Source organism: Janthinobacterium sp. PC23-8, from assembly GCF_002250505.1.
In the GTDB taxonomy this organism is placed as follows: domain Bacteria; phylum Pseudomonadota; class Gammaproteobacteria; order Burkholderiales; family Burkholderiaceae_D; genus Janthinobacterium.
Genome location: NZ_NJGY01000003.1, coordinates 756902 through 770439, shown reverse-complemented (window position 1 = coordinate 770439; position 13538 = coordinate 756902). Strand labels below are relative to the sequence as shown.

Annotated in this window: 13 protein-coding genes; all 13 read right to left on the bottom strand. The window is 62.3% G+C overall.

Annotated features, from left to right (window positions below; all coding sequences use genetic code 11):
• Positions 1-12: 12 nt before the first annotated feature.
• A complete protein-coding gene (locus tag CD932_RS23040; protein WP_254926729.1) occupies positions 13-402 on the bottom strand; it encodes an MSHA biogenesis protein MshK in 390 nt (129 codons plus the stop codon).
• Complete coding sequence (locus CD932_RS23035) at positions 387-1112, bottom strand: hypothetical protein (RefSeq protein WP_254926728.1); 726 nt, start codon at positions 1110-1112, stop codon at positions 387-389. Before CD932_RS23035 ends, CD932_RS23040 begins: the two co-directional genes overlap by 16 nt.
• Positions 1109-1942, bottom strand: a complete 834-nt coding sequence (locus CD932_RS23030; RefSeq protein WP_176461099.1) for an MSHA biogenesis protein MshA — start codon at positions 1940-1942, stop codon at positions 1109-1111. The genes CD932_RS23035 and CD932_RS23030 overlap by 4 nt, the downstream gene beginning before the upstream one ends.
• Positions 1939-2883, bottom strand: coding sequence for a type IV pilus biogenesis protein PilM (pilM, locus tag CD932_RS23025; protein WP_094445121.1), 945 nt, complete (start codon positions 2881-2883; stop codon positions 1939-1941). The genes CD932_RS23030 and pilM overlap by 4 nt, the downstream gene beginning before the upstream one ends.
• A 146-nt stretch (positions 2884-3029) precedes the next feature.
• On the bottom strand, positions 3030-6836 hold the full coding sequence (locus CD932_RS23020) for a LamG domain-containing protein (RefSeq protein ID WP_094445119.1): 3807 nt from the start codon (positions 6834-6836) through the stop codon (positions 3030-3032).
• 26 nt (positions 6837-6862) lie between these two features.
• Complete coding sequence (locus CD932_RS23015) at positions 6863-7300, bottom strand: agglutinin biogenesis protein MshP (RefSeq protein WP_094445117.1); 438 nt, start codon at positions 7298-7300, stop codon at positions 6863-6865.
• The gene (locus tag CD932_RS23010; protein WP_094445116.1) at positions 7297-8202 is read right to left on the bottom strand and encodes a type II secretion system protein J; all 906 of its coding nucleotides are present in this window, start codon (positions 8200-8202) and stop codon (positions 7297-7299) included. Before CD932_RS23010 ends, CD932_RS23015 begins: the two co-directional genes overlap by 4 nt.
• Positions 8199-8798: a prepilin-type N-terminal cleavage/methylation domain-containing protein gene (locus CD932_RS23005; RefSeq protein ID WP_094445115.1), complete on the bottom strand. Its 600-nt coding sequence runs from the start codon at positions 8796-8798 to the stop codon at positions 8199-8201. The genes CD932_RS23010 and CD932_RS23005 overlap by 4 nt, the downstream gene beginning before the upstream one ends.
• The gene (locus tag CD932_RS23000) at positions 8785-9483 is read right to left on the bottom strand and encodes a Tfp pilus assembly protein FimT/FimU (RefSeq protein ID WP_303396100.1); all 699 of its coding nucleotides are present in this window, start codon (positions 9481-9483) and stop codon (positions 8785-8787) included. The genes CD932_RS23005 and CD932_RS23000 overlap by 14 nt, the downstream gene beginning before the upstream one ends.
• A 9-nt stretch (positions 9484-9492) precedes the next feature.
• The gene (locus CD932_RS29700) at positions 9493-9942 is read right to left on the bottom strand and encodes a prepilin-type N-terminal cleavage/methylation domain-containing protein (protein WP_094445112.1); all 450 of its coding nucleotides are present in this window, start codon (positions 9940-9942) and stop codon (positions 9493-9495) included.
• Between the two features lie 78 nt (positions 9943-10020).
• Positions 10021-10542, bottom strand: coding sequence for a type II secretion system protein (locus CD932_RS22990; RefSeq protein WP_141213354.1), 522 nt, complete (start codon positions 10540-10542; stop codon positions 10021-10023).
• Entirely contained in the window at positions 10539-11771 is a 1233-nt protein-coding gene (locus CD932_RS22985) for a type II secretion system F family protein (protein WP_094445109.1), read from the bottom strand. Before CD932_RS22985 ends, CD932_RS22990 begins: the two co-directional genes overlap by 4 nt.
• Before the next feature lies 1 nt (position 11772).
• Positions 11773-13476: a GspE/PulE family protein gene (locus CD932_RS22980; RefSeq protein WP_094445108.1), complete on the bottom strand. Its 1704-nt coding sequence runs from the start codon at positions 13474-13476 to the stop codon at positions 11773-11775.
• Positions 13477-13538 lie beyond the last annotated feature (62 nt).

The window sequence follows — 13538 nt, the reverse complement described above, 5'->3', positions numbered from 1 at the left end:
GCCTTGTCTTGATTAATATGCATGAATTTGCGTCTTCCCTGCCTTGGTTTGCTCTGCGGCTTGCGGATACAGCCTGATGGTCTCGATGCGCTTGCCACGGCGCAGCGTTACTGTCGTCTCGCCGATGGCGGCCACGCTGGCCTCGCCCACCTTGTCGCCGACGCGTACCGTGTGCCCGTCAACGACCGCCACGCGGCGGCCACTGCTCGCTACCAGCACCGATTGCAATTGCGGCGCGGCGCGCGCAGCGCCGGCCCCGGCGCCACTGTCGCCACCGGCCAGCGGCGCGTCGGGCGGGCGGGTCGGATCGACCAGGCCTTGCGCCGCTGCCGGCGGCAACAGCAGTACCCCCAGCACGGCAAACAACCACACCGGCGCGCCCGCTTTCATAGTGAAATCCATTTGTCGTCCAGGCTCAAAGTAAACAAGGTCAGGCTCACGGTGGCGTTCGGATACTGCTCCACCACCAGCCTGGCGTCGCCCCAGAAAACAGCGGTCGGCATCGATTCCAGCGCTTCCATGTAGTTGACCATATCGAGGTAGCTGCCGCGCAGCACCACTTCCACGCCATGGCGATACAACAGTGGCGCGGTCTTGATGGCGGGCAACGCAGGCGCGCCGGCGGCGGGCGGCGGTGCTGTCGCTGGTGCGGCGGACGCACTGGCGGCATCGGTCACCGGCGCCGACGGCAGCGTCTTGAGCGATACCAGGCGCAGCCGGGCATGCTGCTTGAGCAGGCGTTCAAGCAGGAACACGATGCGCTCCGGTGGCACCAGGCCGGCCTGGGCTGTACGCAAGGTCTGGCTCAGGCGCGTGCCCTCCTGGCGCAAGCGCTCGAGCGCCTGGCGATCAGGCGCATCCGGATCGACGCCATTGCCGCTTATTTTCAGCAAGATCTCGGCATCGATGCCGGCCATCATCTGCTGCTCGCTGGCGATGCTCTCGTTGAGCATTTTCTGCCTGGCGAACAGCGGATTGAGAAACAACGAAAACAGCAGGAAGATCAGCAGCGCCGCGCTGGCGCCAAACATCATCACGCGCTCGCGCAGGCTCAGCGCATCGACTTTTGCCGCCAGCTTGCGCCAGCGCTGTTGCAAGTCGTTCTGCTTCATGGCGCGCTCGCTCCCGTTTCGACCGACGCGGCGGTCGATTGCAGATCAAATTCCACATACGACAAGGGCAGCTGCCGTGCGGCAGGCGCTGCCGGAACCGGGACCGGGACCGGGACCGGGACCGCCGCAGGACTGGCGGTGGCAATCGCCTTGCTGCCCGACGCCCCCAGCGCCTGCAACACATCGGGCGGCAAGCCTGCCAGCGCCGGCAGCGATGACAGCGGCGCCGATGGCGCGACGGGCGCGGCAGCGGGCTGCGCGGTAGTAGCCGGCATCTTCGGCACGCTGGCGGCTATATCGAGCCGGGCGAACGTTTTTCCACGCAGCACCGGATCTTTGCCCAAGGCATTGATATACGCGGGCACCAGCGCCGCTTGCAAGGCGCGGCCCTGCAGGCCGATCTGGCTGTCCGCGCCGGCGATGCTCACCCCCGTCAGCCACAGGCCGTCGACCTTGCGGTTGGCAAAGGCGCGGAAATACGCAGAGTAACCTTGAGTGTTGCCCAGGCTGCCACCCTGCAGCGCTTTTTGTGCTGCCAGCAAGGCGGATCGTTCGGCCTCGGCCTGCGCCAGCGCGTGGCCGATGGCCGGATCTTTCGCGCGTACAGGGTAGTCGGCCAGCACCTTGGTGCGGCGCGCTTCGCGCACGGCCAGTTGCGCCTTCGATTGCGCAGCCGCCCTTTCCAGCACGGTCACCTGGCGCGTGCCGTACCAGGCCAGGCCGGCGCCCATTAACAGGATCAGCAACAGGCCCTGCGCCATCGTGGCGGCCGCCAGCGCCTGCTTCTGTTTTTCAAACGCCGGATTGAACAGATTGATTTGCTGGCTCATGGCGCGACCGTTTCCACGCGCATGGCGGCGCCCAGGGTCAGGAAAAAGCGCGCCTGGCAGGCGGCCTCCTGCAACTGCGGCACTGCCGTCACGTCGATCACCGCCGCCAGGTCAAGGACTTCGACCGGCATGTACAGATTGTCGGCCAGATAGCCGTGCAGCCCATCGGCGCCGGTGGGCGCCAGCACCAGCTTGATCACATTAATGAAATGAAACTGACGGTCGAAATGGTCGAACGAGCGTTGCAGTTCCAGCGTGATCTTGTCGTAGTACTGGCTTTTCTGCTCATCGCTGCCCTCGACCAGCTGGGCCAGCTTGACGTCGATACGGCGCGACAAATACAGCTCGGTGTTGAAATTGACCGTCAGCAAGCCGCCATCGGCGTCGAACGACAGCATGGCCAGGCCGCGCCCCGGCGTTTCCAGCAAGGCGGCGATATTGCGCTGCGCCATTTCAGGAATGTCGATCACGGCAAGGCCGATCTTCGCGGCCGCATACATCTGCTGGCGCTGCGACACGGCGCTGTTGCGCGCCGCGACGGCAAACACGGACTGACCACGCACGGGCGCATTCTGGTCGGGCGGGATGTCAAACACATCGATGGTGGCCTCGGCCAGAGGAAAATCGAGCATATCCTTCAGGCGCCAGCCGATCGCCGTCTTCAGTTCTTCGGGCGGCACATTGGGCGCTTCGAGCGACAGCAACTGGTAATCGAGCGCGCCGAGCACGGTGGTGCAGCGATACGCCGACGCCTGCATCTCCTTGCTCAGCTTGTCCAGCGCAATCGCTGGCGCCGGCCTGGCGGCGGCTTGCCACAGGATGGCCTTGACCTGCGGCTGGTCACCGGCACGCGCAACCACCAGCGCCGCGCAAATGCCGTCGGGCGTGACTGCCGTCGCCAGCAACCCTGCCCGCTTTTTTGCTCTTGCGAAAAAACCCATGCGACCAATCCACAGATAAAATTAAAAACAACGATGTTGCCACCAGACTAATGCGGTGAGTCAATTCTAATTCATCGTGACGACAACAAGGCCAAAAAATTAACAATTGACAACAATTATTCTGGAAAACACCACTCGGGGTCAGCTCAGTAAACTTCTCGCATATACAACACCGGTCCGCTCTTGAAAATGCCGATGGTTTCGCGGCCGTCGCCCGGCAGGTAAGGAAACAGCGAACGCAGGCGAAAACTGCCCTTCTGCGTGACCGGCAACACCGGCTTATCCAGGAGCAACATGCCCTTGCCGGCCACCAGCGACTTGCTGTCGGCGGGAATCGAGGTGGCCGCCGGCATCTGGGCGTCCTGCAGGTTCCTGTAGTCTTCCATGATGAAGTTCTTGCGCAGCAGCGCCGTGCAGTTGTCCAGGGTATTGACCTGGTACTGCGTGCCGGCCCAGTACTGCGCCGCCACCGGCACCGGAAAACTGCGCAGTTCCGAGCCCACCATATTGTCGATGCGCATGCGGCCATGGCGCAAGCGCGTGGCGCCCAGCAACACGCTGGCCGCTGGCGTGACGGCCGTGCCGTTCACGCTGGAAATGAGTGCGCCGTCGCTGTCGTTGATGCCGACCAGCACGCCAAAATGATCATACGGACCATCCTGGCCGCTGGCCAGGCGGTCAAAACTGTGCAGGAAGGTCAGGCCACGCACGGCTGCCGGCATCGCCTGCTGCAAGCCGGTGGCGAGCGTCATCACGCCGCCACTGCCATCGGCGGCGGGCGCGTAGCCCTGCACGGAATACATGGCGGCGTCTGGCGGGAATTTGACCAGGTCGCCAGCGGCGATGCCGCCGCTGCCGGTGACGCTGATCGCCGTGGCGCCGGTGCCATAGGCGGCGCCGTCGGTCTGGAAAAAGCGCCCGGCGCTGCCCTTGTACCAGCTCAGGACCGGCAAGGCCGGCGTCAGGCGGCCGGTCAGGTCGACCGCTGTATTGCCATCGCGCCCTGCAACACTGGTGACGGCCAGCGTGGGATAGCCCGCCGTATAGCGCGGCAATGGCAGGTTGCCGCTGCTTTGCGCCGCCGCTCCCACGCCGACGCCCAGCTCGCGCAAGCCCATGTAGGTAAATTCACTGGCTGCCACCGCCGGTGGCCCGCTCGACTCCGCCGTGCGGCAGGCGGCGTCCAGGTAACCATGGAGCACATAATGATGGGGATAAAAGCGCCCGAACGCCGTGGTTTGCGTGCGGTTGCCGATATTGCAGCCGACTTTATTGCCGGTGACGCTATTGCTGCCGCTGCCAACCACGCAATCGTTGGGCTGGTCGACCGCGGTCCAGGAATTGTCGATGACGCCGTCGGCCAGGATGGCGAAATTGCCGACATCGTTGTACGTCACGCTGGCATTGCTGGCAACGCCGGTGGCAAGACTGGCCTGGCTCAGGGGAAAGGGCGCGCTGTTGCCCGCCAGCAGGCGATCGGTGTAGTCTGTCGCGCCCAGATGGGTGACAATCTTTTGCCCGTCCAGCGTATTGTCGACCAGTGGCGTGCCGTTATAGCCGGCCACCGCCGTTGCATTCAGGGTAAAGCCGGCGCCGGCCGCCAATTTCGGTGCACCGGCCTGGTCCGCGTTGTTCATGTTCGAGCTGACGGAAAACTGCTGCGGCCGGATGGCAAAGTTATCGGTCGAGCAGCCCACCGTGGCCGTGCCGCAGTCCGCTTTGGTGCAGCTGACACGCACGCGCACGTCACGGTAGGCGCTGTAATTGGGCGCCACGGCGCTGATGGCGTTGGCCAGCACCGTCAGGCTGTCCTTTGAATAGCCGTTGGTGAAAGCAATCAACCCCAGTGGTATCACCGCCGTCTGGCTGGTCGGGCAGTTGTTGGCGCTCAGGGACACGCCGGTATTCGTATTGACCAGCAAATCGACCGTGGCCGCGCCATTGAAGGTGCTTTCCAGGGTGGCGTCCGTCTTGAGCTTGACCAGGTCCAGCTTGAACCCGGTGTCGGCCAGCCTGGTATTCAAGCGCGCATAGTTGATTGAAGTGTTGTTCGGCACGCAGCGCGGCGTGGCGGCCTCGCAGGCATTGAAGCGCGCCGCCACACAGGCCTTGATGAGCAAAGCCGGGTCCTCGCTCGCCGCTTCGGTAAACTGTCCATCGGTGACATTGATGGTAATACTGTCCGCCGTGCCGCTGCTGAGTGCAAACACGGCCTGGTATTCGCCATTGAACAGATAGGTCGCCACGCCGTCATTGGCGACGCCATTGTTCAGCTGGCCATAGCCCGCCACCAGCGACCAGTCGCCGAGACCATTCGAGGTGCCCAGCTGGATCTGCGTGGTGTTATTGGGCATCACGATATTGCCGTGGTTGAGGTCGTGCGCCGTGATGGTGATGGTGCTTTGCTGGCAGGTCAGGCCGCTGCCCGAGTGCGACACGGCGTAGTGGCTCAGGCAGCCGGCCTGGCTCAGGTTCATGTCGCGCACGATCAGCGCGATGCCTTCGGTGTTGTAAGCGCGAAACTCGTCGAGTGCGCCGTCGGTGGAATTGCCGGTGCCGCCCTGAGCTGCCACCAGCCCCCTGTTGTCACCCAAAAACAAGCCGCCTATGCGCGGCGACAAGGTCGCGTTGGTGGTAAATGCGGCCTCGGCCTTTTCCACGCCATCGATGTAGATGCGCAAATGGTCGCTGTTGCCGGCCACCAATGCATTGAAATTCCAGCTGACGGCGATATGTTTCCAGGTGCCGGCAGGCACCGTATTGGCCGCCGTTTCCACCACCCGCACCACACCCTGGCTGTCGGTCACGACAAAGCGCAAGGCGCCGTTGCTGCGCCGGACCAGAAAGAAATATTCGTTCGGTGTTTGCGTGGCGTCGAGCAACTGTGCATCACGCGCGCCAGAACCGGACCAGGCCGTGTTGGCCTTGTACCAGAAGGTCATGGTGCCGGCGTTGCCCATCACGCCTGGCACCGACAAGCCCGTGTCAATGGCGGCGACGGTGGAGATGCTGGTATTGAGCGGCACGCTGGCGGCGCGGCACACCCGCCCCGCCGCGATGGTCTGCACCGCGCCCAGCACCGTGCCGCTGGCGCCGTTGCCGCTGGTGTCGAGCACCTGCCCCGCCGTATTGTTCCAGCTGGGCTGCTCCATGCGGTATTCCACCACCGGGCGCGGGATGTAAAACTTGATGGCGGTATTGTTGGCCGGAAAGCCCACCTGCGGCGTATCGTAGTCGCTGCTGTCGGCCTGCCAGCCCACCTGGCCCAGCGCTGCCTGTGGCCCCGGCACGTCGTCGCCATACTGGTAGACGAATTCGCCGTTTTCCTGCAGGATCAGTTGCAAACTGTACGAGCCGACGGGCGCGGTGGAGCCGGTTCTGTTGTTGGTGGCCCATTCAGGCACATTGTTCCAGGTCACGACAAAACTGCGGTAAGGCGCCGTGCCGATGGTGGCGTAGCTGACATAGCACGAGGCGCGGCTGGCGCAAGGCGTGTTGTAATTGGCAGCTTCCAGCCGCGAGGTCGGATCGAGGTCGTTGCCGTAAATACGCATCGTGTAATTGAGCGTATTGTTCGGATACGGCAGCTGCTGCACCGGGCTGCCGTAGCCGCAGCTGACGTTGTTATTGAAATGCACGCGGCCATTGCTCATTACCCGCACCGACGTGAAGGCGACGCCCGAATACATGAAGCTGAAACCGATCGGTATCTGGTCGCTGATGGTGTCGTCGATAATCGGCGGGGTGGTGCCGCAGCCGCTCACCCAATTGAACTTGTACGGCGTGGTGTTGTAGCCCAGCTTGTTATGACTGCTGGCGTCTATCCAGTTGAAGGCCTGGCTGGTATTGGCGTAGGTTACGGCCTGCGCCGGCAGCGCGAACAGGCAGATGAGCGCGCACAGCAGCCAGGCCAGAGCGCGGCAGCGCCGCCACCGTGGCAAATCCCTTCGCATGTCACCCCTTGTCAAAAATACTGTTGTCAAAATTCGGCTTGCAGCATGCGCTGCACATAATCCGTATTATTGCTGGCGCTGGCGGCGGAACACACGCCGGCTGCCGGCTGGTTGCAGGCGGTGGCCACCACCTGGTAGCGCTTCAAGGTACCCGGCCCAATCGTCAAGGTGCAGCGCACGGTGACCGTAAAGCCGTTGGCCGGCACCACGAAGGTGCTGGTCGGCTGGCAACTACTGGCGCGCAACTGACGGTACAAGCCCCACTCGATGCCGGCGCGCGCCGCCTGGTAAGCGCGCGCGCCCTGGATGTCGAGCGCGGAGGCCGTCTGCTGGACGCTGAAGAGGCTGACCATCGCCACGCCCAGACCGGCGAGCACCACCAGCAAAAAAACGGCCGTGACAATGCCGAAACCGCGTGGCGGCCGGCAGATGCGCTGGCGATTGAGTGAATGAAATGGCGTCATGGCGTATTGTTGACCTGGGCTTGCTGCACCAGCGAAATCTGTCCACCGCCGCTGCCGGCCGTGCCCAGCAGCAGGTTGATGCCGACCAGGCCGCGCTGCACGTTCGGCAAGGTGGTAAACGTAAATGAACAGGCAGCCACCTGGCCGGCCAGGGCGGCTTGCACCGGCGCATTGGACAGCGGCGCGCTGCCGGCCGCCACCGGCTGGTCAGCCTGGATCGTGTAGCCGGAAAAGCGCTGCAGGGTGCCGCCGCCATTGGCATTGGGCGCGCAAAAATAGCTTACCGGCGTGGTCACCACCTGGAAACGGCTGCCCAGCGATGGCATGGCGCGCATGGCGGCGTCAGCGGCATTGACCACCAGAAAGGGATTGGCGGCCAGGGTGATATCGTTGCCATTGACGGCCGCAACCGTGCCGCGATTGCATTTTACGCTGCAGTCATAGGCGTTGACGGGGGGATCGTTCCCCAGGTTATTAACGACGATAAAGTCGCCGGGCACGATGGTTTGCACTCCTGCAGGCATGGCGCCAACGACGGTAAACACAGTGGAATTGGCCGGCGCGGGGTCGGTGTCAAAAGCCAGTATATTGCCGGGGGCATTGTCGTCCAGCGACAGATAGCGCCCGCCGGTCTTGGTCAGCAGCAGCTCCAGGTAGGCGCCGTTACCGCCGACGCGCACGCTGTTGGGCAGCGCCAGGCGCACGTCGCGCGCGATGCGGCGCGTGGCCGTATCGGCGATATCTGCCAGTTCCACGCGCGCGGCCGTGTCCATGTAGCTGCGTACCGGCACGCCGATAAACACCGCCACCATGCCGGAGACGATGCCGATGATGACAATCACCACCACCAGCTCGACCAGCGTAAAGCCGCGCTGGCTGCGGCGCGAGAAAAGGTGGCTCATATCAGATTGGGCGCATAGCGCGTGCGGTAGCCGACCAGGGTAATCGACTGGTTGCCGCCATAGCTGACCACCACCGTGATGCGCAGCGCTTCCAGATTGGCCGGGCTGGCGTTGACCGGCCCGGCGGCCGGCGCGACAAACGCAGCGGCCGGTCCCAGCGCCGCTTCGGGCGCTACCGCCACAGAGACCTTGTAGCCACCTGGAAAATCGATCTGCGAAGCGTCCTGAGTATAATAAACGGGTTCGTCAAACTTGTTCACATAATCAGTAACGTTGTAATACGGCCGCGCCAGCTTGTCCCGGTCGGTGGGAAAAGTTTGCGGCACGGTGCAAACACCCGCATTGGCGGCCGTTTCTGCGGCCGGATCGAGGAGCGGATTGCAATAGGTAAAACGCGCCAGCTGCACTTCTTCCAGCATGGATTCGGCCAGCACCAGCGCCTGCTTGCGCAGCTGCGGGTCGGCGCTGTTGCTGGTAGTAAAACTGATCACCTGCAGCACGCCCACCACCGCGATGAAAATAACGACAATAAAGATCACGACTTCGATCAGGGTAAAGCCATGCTGGTCGCCGCGACGCTGTTTACAAGTGGACATAGCCAGTTTCCGCTTCGACCAGTACGCTGCGCGCAGGTACGCCGCTACTGCCGATGGCAATATCAAGTTTCGTAAATTTGGATGATGGATCGATATCAGTGCCCAGGAAGGGCCTGCCCAGCGCATTGAAATAGAAAATCATGCCGTCCTTCTGCACGCCATACGTGACATTGGCGGGCTTGCCTTCGCAAAACCAGCTGCGGTCCGCACCGCATTGGGCGATGGTGGCCGTGCTACCCGTATTGGCGCCGGCCGGCGCCAATACGCGGTTGCTTGCCTCGCAGGCAGTACTGAAACACAGGGCGATGCGGCTGGGGCTCATCAGGACGAACACGGGCCGGCTCTGCGCGATGGCCAGCTTTTGCGCATAGCGCAGCATGTTCAGGTTCTGGTCGGTAAAGGTGCGGGCGTCGAATACTTCATTTTGCACAAAGCGCGGTGCTGCAACTGCGGCCAGGATGCCGACGAGCACAATTACCGTGACCAGTTCGATTATGGTGAAGCCGCGTGCACGTGAGCGAGCACGCAGTTTGAAATAATTCGGTAAACCCGGATTCGGCATTGTCAGTCTTGTCGCGATAAGCTGCCTGCTGTTGCATGCCAAATAACCAATAAAAAGCCCAACAGGCAGAACATCATGTTGAACCCGCTGCATCGTGCCGCCATGCACGATGCAGGCGGGCACACTTGTTTATCAGCAGCCGGAAGTATCGACCGTGATCACTGGCGCGGTGTTGGCGGCAGCGGAGGTGGTGTAGCTCAACTGGCAGCTGGTGCGGGCCGCATTTTCCTTGATCAGCAAAGGTGCGCTACCCGAAACATCGTAGCCATTCAGGCTGACGGCTTGCGTAATGCTGGCGGCGGTAGGATAACCATTGGTCATGGCAATGGTCGTGCCTTCCAACACAACCTTTGTATCGGCAATGCCATCTACCAGCCAGCGCGCATGCGCCAGCGCAACCGCGCCCTGCACCGTGCCGAACACCGCGTTTATCTTGGCCACACGCGCTTCTTTTGCCATATCAACAAACTTCGGAATTGCCGTCGCCGCCAGTATCCCCAGGATAACGATCACCACCACCAGTTCGATCAATGTAAAACCCGCTTGGGTGCCTTGTTTGAAACTGCGAATCGACTTGTTCATGCGGATCTCCAAAAATCATGAATGTTTCAATCACAAACAGAAAAAACTGCTTGCATCAACTTGCTGACCTGGCTGCGGTCATTGCTTGCGGACTTGAACCGGCGCCAACTCAAGCATGTTAGTCGGGCTGCCAGTTGTTGCTCCCTTTGACAAGCTTACCTTGAATTTAAGCAACTCGGAACCCTTAACGTCAAAAGTATTGCCCTTATCTAATAAATATACCAATATTCCATCATTCCTGTCAAAAAACCAATTTCCTGAAGCAAGTTTTTTGGTGTCTGGAGAATAAAATTCACCCAGATAATTGGGCGGCGGCTGCGCCAGCCAATTGACCGGATTCTTGCCTGCCAGCGCGGCGATTTCCCCGGGACGGCCGGCAATCAGCCGCGCATACGCCTGCAGGCTGGTTTCGGCGCGCAAGGCCGTCAGCGTCTGCTGGAAGGCCAGCCGCTCGGCCTCGTTGCGATAAAACATCACTCTGCTCAGCAAGACGATGATCAGGATGCCGGTGACCGCCACCACCACCGCCAGTTCGAACAGCGTAAAGCCGCCGTCTCGATGGCCGGCCGCCTGGCGAAGTCCTGCTTGGGCCTGCATCATTTGTGCAAGGCCACCCGGCCCAGATCCCAGATCGGCAGGAAGATGCCCAGCGCCAGCACCAGCACCATCGCGCCCAGGAAGGCAATCAGGATCGGTTCTATCTGCGACGACAAGGTTTTCAATTCATAATCGACTTCGCGCTCGTACATGGCGGCAATCTCATCCATCAGTTCGTCGAGCGAACCCGATTCCTCGCCGATGGCGATCATCTGCAGCACCACCGGGGTAAACACCTTGGCCGCCACCGAGGTGCGCAAAATGCTTTCGCCGCGTTCGACGCCGTCGCGCATCTGCTCGACGCGCGCGCACAGATACGCGTTGTCGACCGTCTGCGACACCACCGTCAGCGCCTGCACGATGGGCACGCCGCTGGAACTGGACAAGGCGAAACTGCGCGCAAAGCGCGCCATGGTGCCCTTGAGCAGTATCTTGCCGGCCACGGGAAAGCGCAATTTCATGCGATCCCAGGTGTAGCGGCCGGCCACCGTGCGCAGCCAGGCCTTGAAACCGGCGACGCCGGCGATACTCACCGCCAGCAAGGCGGGCCAGTAATTGACGGTAAAGGCCGAGGTGCCGATCAGGATGCGGGTCATCAAGGGCAGTTCCGCCTTGAAGCTGGCAAAGACTTTCTCGAACTGGGGAATGACAAAAATATTCACGATGACGATGGCAATGATCATCGCCGCAATCACAAAGGTGGGATAGCGCGTGGCCGTCTTGACGCGGGCGCGCATGTCGCGGTCGAATTCCAGGTGATCGAACAGGCGCAAGAAGACTTCATCGAGGCGGCCCGTCATTTCGCCCACGCGCACCATCGACAGGTAGAACGGCGTAAATACGGCCGGGTGGCGCGCCATGGCGGCCGACAGTTCGCGCCCGGCGTCGAGCGACTCGCGGATATCCTTGATCACGCGGCCGAACGCGGGGCTGATGGCCGACTCCTGCAGGCCGGCCAGGCCGCGCATGATCGGCACGCCAGCCTTGAGCAGGGTGTACATCTGGCGGCTGAACAGCTGCACGTCCATCGACGTGACTTTCTTTTCGGTCAGGCGCTGCCACAGGCCGATATCGCTGCTGGCGGCCACCGCTTTTTTGGTCTGCACGATATCGACGGGCGTCACGCCCGTGGCAAACAACTGGTTGGCTACTGCGCCGCTGTCGGCGCCCTCCATCACGCCTTGCAGCAGTTCGCCGCTGGCGTTGCGGGCTTTGTAGGCAAAGAACGGCACCTTACTCCTCGTTCTGGTTGCTGATGCGCATCGCTTCGGAAATCGTCGTGCGGCCTTGTACCACCAGTTGCACCGCATGGCGGCGCAGCGTTTCGCCGGCCATCTCGGCGTTGGCCGCCTTCAGGAAGTGCGAAGGATCGGCATGGTTGGCGGCGTCGACCACGTCGCGTGTCATTTCCAGCAGTTCATAGACGCCGGTACGGCCGCGATACCCCATGCCGTTGCAGTGCGAACAGCCCTTGCCGTGGTGATACTGGGTGCGGTCGACCAGGTCGCCCAGCTCCATGCGCAGCCATTCGGCCTCGGTCGGCGTCGGCGCATAGGGGGTGGTGCAGCTTTCGCAGATCACGCGCACCAGGCGCTGCGCCAGCACGGCTTGCAGCGAGCTGCCCACCATATAGCGCGGCACGCCCATGTCCATCAGCCGCAGCGGGGTGCTGGCGGCGTCGTTCGTGTGCAGGGTCGACAGCACCAGGTGACCGGTCATGGCGGCGCGCAGGCCGATCTGCGCCGTTTCCTGGTCGCGCATCTCGCCAACCAGCACGATGTCCGGGTCTTGCCGCAGGGCCGAGCGCAGCACCCTGGCAAAGTTCAGCTCGATCTTGTCGTTGACCTGCACCTGGTTGATGCCGGGCAGCCGGTACTCGACCGGGTCTTCCACCGTGATCAGTTTTTTCTCGACCGAATTGAGTTCGGCCAGCGCGCAATACAGGGTAGTGGTCTTGCCGCTACCGGTCGGGCCGGTCACCAGCACCAGGCCGTTCGGGCGCTGCACGATGGCGCGAAATTTCTTCACCAGCGCCGGCGGCATGCCAATCGCGTCCAGGCGCAGCGCCGTGCCGCCCTGGTTCAAGAGCCGCATCACCACCGATTCGCCATATTGCGTCGGCATGGTGGAAATACGCACGTCGATGCGCTGGTTTTTCACGCGGATGGCGAAGCGGCCGTCCTGCGGCAGGCGCTTTTCGGAAATATCGAGATCCGACATCAGTTTCAGGCGCAGCGCCAGCGAGGGCGCGATCTTGATATCGGCTTCCGTCTGCAGGTGCAGCACGCCGTCGATGCGAAAACGGATCTGCAGCCGGCTTTCCTGCGGTTCGATATGGATGTCCGAGGCGCGCACCTGGGTGGCGTCGTCGAACACCGATTGCAGCAGCTTGACGATGGGCGCTTCTTCCAGGCCCGGATTGGCGGCCAGCGCACCGAAGTCGACCGAGACATCGCCCAGATCCTGCTCGAGCTCGCGCGTCAGGGTGGAAATATCTTCGGTGCGGCGGTAGATGCGGTCGATCGCCGCCAGCACTTCCGTTTCGTTGACCACCGCCAGTTCGATATTGCGCTTGACCAGGCGCGCGATCTCGTCATAGGCGAACAGGTCGGTGGGGTCGGACATGCCGACCAGCAGCCCTTCGCGGCGGTCTTCCAGCACCAGCGCGCGGAAGCGGCGGGCCTGGGTTTCCGGCAGCAGGCGCACCAGCTCGGCATTGATGTTGAAAAACTTCAGGTTAATGTAGGGAATGTCGAGCTGGCGCGCCAGCGCGCCCGAGATCTGCTCTTCCGTCACATAGCCATGCTCGATGAACACGCGGCCGAGCTTGCGGCCCGAACGTTTCTGTTCCGCCAAGGCCAGGCCCAACTGTTCTTCCGTCAGCAACTTCTGCTGCACCAAAATTTCACCGAGCCGGACTTTCTCTGGCCTTGCCATGCTTGCTCCTCAACAGGTTCGACGCCCACGCGCCTGACGGCTTGGTATTGCACCGGCATTTT

Excerpts from the sequence above, each read along its gene's own strand:
- CD932_RS23040 (WP_254926729.1), bottom strand. The coding sequence starts at position 402 with ATGGATTTCACTATGAAAGCGGGCGCGCCGGTGTGGTTGTTTGCCGTG.
- CD932_RS23035 (WP_254926728.1), bottom strand. The coding sequence starts at position 1,112 with ATGAAGCAGAACGACTTGCAACAGCGCTGGCGCAAGCTGGCGGCAAAA.
- CD932_RS23030 (WP_176461099.1), bottom strand. The coding sequence starts at position 1,942 with ATGAGCCAGCAAATCAATCTGTTCAATCCGGCGTTTGAAAAACAGAAG.
- pilM (WP_094445121.1), bottom strand. The coding sequence starts at position 2,883 with ATGGGTTTTTTCGCAAGAGCAAAAAAGCGGGCAGGGTTGCTGGCGACG.
- CD932_RS23020 (WP_094445119.1), bottom strand. The coding sequence starts at position 6,836 with ATGCGAAGGGATTTGCCACGGTGGCGGCGCTGCCGCGCTCTGGCCTGG.
- CD932_RS23015 (WP_094445117.1), bottom strand. The coding sequence starts at position 7,300 with ATGACGCCATTTCATTCACTCAATCGCCAGCGCATCTGCCGGCCGCCA.
- CD932_RS23010 (WP_094445116.1), bottom strand. The coding sequence starts at position 8,202 with ATGAGCCACCTTTTCTCGCGCCGCAGCCAGCGCGGCTTTACGCTGGTC.
- CD932_RS23005 (WP_094445115.1), bottom strand. The coding sequence starts at position 8,798 with ATGTCCACTTGTAAACAGCGTCGCGGCGACCAGCATGGCTTTACCCTG.
- CD932_RS29700 (WP_094445112.1), bottom strand. The coding sequence starts at position 9,942 with ATGAACAAGTCGATTCGCAGTTTCAAACAAGGCACCCAAGCGGGTTTT.
- CD932_RS22990 (WP_141213354.1), bottom strand. The coding sequence starts at position 10,542 with ATGATGCAGGCCCAAGCAGGACTTCGCCAGGCGGCCGGCCATCGAGAC.
- CD932_RS22980 (WP_094445108.1), bottom strand. The coding sequence starts at position 13,476 with ATGGCAAGGCCAGAGAAAGTCCGGCTCGGTGAAATTTTGGTGCAGCAG.